General features: G+C 56.8%; 1 rRNA gene. It reads right to left on the bottom strand.

The features are described from left to right. Positions 1-22 precede the first annotated feature (22 nt). Positions 23-3141 (bottom strand): 23S ribosomal RNA (locus IF78_RS0142675). Positions 3142-3183 lie beyond the last annotated feature (42 nt).

Here is a 3183-nt window from a genome sequence, read left to right as displayed (position 1 = left end):
AACACAGTGGACGCGAGCCTCTATGGACAAGCCCTCGGCCTATTAGTACCGGTCACCTCCACACATTACTGTGCTTCCAGATCCGGCCTATCAACCCAGTCGTCTACTGGGAGCCTTACCCCATCAAGTGGGTGGGAGTCCTCATCTCGAAGCAGGCTTCCCGCTTAGATGCTTTCAGCGGTTATCCCTCCCGAACGTAGCCAACCAGCCATGCCCTTGGCAGAACAACTGGCACACCAGAGGTTCGTCCGTCCCGGTCCTCTCGTACTAGGGACAGCCCTTCTCAAGACTCCTACGCGCACAGCGGATAGGGACCGAACTGTCTCACGACGTTCTAAACCCAGCTCGCGTACCGCTTTAATGGGCGAACAGCCCAACCCTTGGGACCGACTCCAGCCCCAGGATGCGACGAGCCGACATCGAGGTGCCAAACCATCCCGTCGATATGGACTCTTGGGGAAGATCAGCCTGTTATCCCCGGGGTACCTTTTATCCGTTGAGCGACGGCGCTTCCACAAGCCACCGCCGGATCACTAGTCCCGACTTTCGTCCCTGCTCGACCCGTCGGTCTCACAGTCAAGCTCCCTTGTGCACTTACACTCAACACCTGATTGCCAACCAGGCTGAGGGAACCTTTGGGCGCCTCCGTTACCCTTTAGGAGGCAACCGCCCCAGTTAAACTACCCATCAGACACTGTCCCTGATCCGGATCACGGACCCAGGTTAGACATCCAGCACGACCAGAGTGGTATTTCAACGACGACTCCACGAACACTGGCGTGCCCGCTTCACAGTCTCCCACCTATCCTACACAAGCCGAACCGAACACCAATATCAAACTGTAGTAAAGGTCCCGGGGTCTTTCCGTCCTGCTGCGCGAAACGAGCATCTTTACTCGTAGTGCAATTTCACCGGGCCTATGGTTGAGACAGTCGAGAAGTCGTTACGCCATTCGTGCAGGTCGGAACTTACCCGACAAGGAATTTCGCTACCTTAGGATGGTTATAGTTACCACCGCCGTTTACTGGCGCTTAAGTTCTCAGCTTCGCCAGAACGAATCCTGACTAACCGGTCCCCTTAACGTTCCAGCACCGGGCAGGCGTCAGTCCGTATACATCGCCTTACGGCTTCGCACGGACCTGTGTTTTTAGTAAACAGTCGCTTCTCGCTGGTCTCTGCGGCCACCCCCAGCTCAGGAAGCAAGTTCCCTCACCAGGTGTGGCCCCCCTTCTCCCGAAGTTACGGGGGCATTTTGCCGAGTTCCTTAACCATAGTTCACCCGAACGCCTCGGTATTCTCTACCTGACCACCTGAGTCGGTTTAGGGTACGGGCCGCCATGAAACTCGCTAGAGGCTTTTCTCGACAGCATAGGATCATCCACTTCACCACAATCGGCTCGGCATCAGGTCTCAGCCACAAGGTGTGCGGATTTACCTACACACCGGCCTACACCCTTACCCCGGGACAACCACCGCCCGGGATGGACTACCTTCCTGCGTCACCCCATCACTCACCTACTACAAGTCTGGTTCGTCGGCTCCACCACTCCCCTTTGCCCGAAGGCTCCAGGGCGGCTTCACGGACTTAGCATCGCCTGGTTCGATGTTTGACGCTTCACAGCGGGTACCGGAATATCAACCGGTTATCCATCGACTACGCCTGTCGGCCTCGCCTTAGGTCCCGACTTACCCTGGGCAGATCAGCTTGACCCAGGAACCCTTAGTCAATCGGCGCAAACGTTTCTCACGTTTGTATCGCTACTCATGCCTGCATTCTCACTCGTGAACCGTCCACAACTCGCTTCCGCGGCTGCTTCACCCGGCACACGACGCTCCCCTACCCATCACGATCCCCGTTGGGGGTATATATCGCAATGACACGACTTCGGCGGTACGCTTGAGCCCCGCTACATTGTCGGCGCGGAATCACTAGACCAGTGAGCTATTACGCACTCTTTCAAGGGTGGCTGCTTCTAAGCCAACCTCCTGGTTGTCTCTGCGACTCCACATCCTTTCCCACTTAGCGTACGCTTAGGGGCCTTAGTCGATGCTCTGGGCTGTTTCCCTCTCGACCATGGAGCTTATCCCCCACAGTCTCACTGCCGCGCTCTCACTTACCGGCATTCGGAGTTTGGCTAAGGTCAGTAACCCGGTAGGGCCCATCGCCTATCCAGTGCTCTACCTCCGGCAAGAAACACACGACGCTGCACCTAAATGCATTTCGGGGAGAACCAGCTATCACGGAGTTTGATTGGCCTTTCACCCCTAACCACAGGTCATCCCCCAGGTTTTCAACCCTGGTGGGTTCGGTCCTCCACGAAGTCTTACCTCCGCTTCAACCTGCCCATGGCTAGATCACTCCGCTTCGGGTCTTGAGCGCGCTACTCCATCGCCCTATTCGGACTCGCTTTCGCTACGGCTTCCCCACACGGGTTAACCTCGCAACACACCGCAAACTCGCAGGCTCATTCTTCAAAAGGCACGCAGTCACGAGAATGTGCAAGCACATTCCGACGCTCCCACGGCTTGTAGGCACACGGTTTCAGGTACTATTTCACTCCCCTCCCGGGGTACTTTTCACCATTCCCTCACGGTACTATCCGCTATCGGTCACCAGGGAATATTTAGGCTTAGCGGGTGGTCCCGCCAGATTCACACGGGATTTCTCGGGCCCCGTGCTACTTGGGTGTCTCTCAAACGAGCCGCTGACGTTTCGACTACGGGGGTCTTACCCTCTACGCCGGACCTTTCGCATGTCCTTCGCCTACATCAACGGTTTCTGACTCGTCCCACGGCCGGCAGACCGTGAAAGAGAGATCCCACAACCCCGCATACGCAACCCCTGCCGGGTCTCACACGTATACGGTTTAGCCTCATCCAGTTTCGCTCGCCACTACTCCCGGAATCACGGTTGTTTTCTCTTCCTGCGGGTACTGAGATGTTTCACTTCCCCGCGTTCCCTCCACATACCCTATGTGTTCAGGTATGGGTGACAGCCCATGACGACTGCCGGGTTTCCCCATTCGGAAACCCCCGGATCAAAGCCTGGTTGACGACTCCCCGGGGACTATCGTGGCCTCCCACGTCCTTCATCGGTTCCTGGTGCCAAGGCATCCACCGTGCGCCCTTAAAAACTTGGCCACAGATGCTCGCGTCCACTGTGCAGTTCTCAAACAACGACCA

The sequence above is a fragment of the Streptomyces bicolor genome, assembly GCF_000719285.1.
GTDB classification, from domain to species: Bacteria; Actinomycetota; Actinomycetes; order Streptomycetales; family Streptomycetaceae; genus Streptomyces; species Streptomyces bicolor.
The sequence above is the reverse complement of the archived record's forward strand: the minus strand, read 5'-3'. Positions and strand labels throughout refer to the sequence as shown.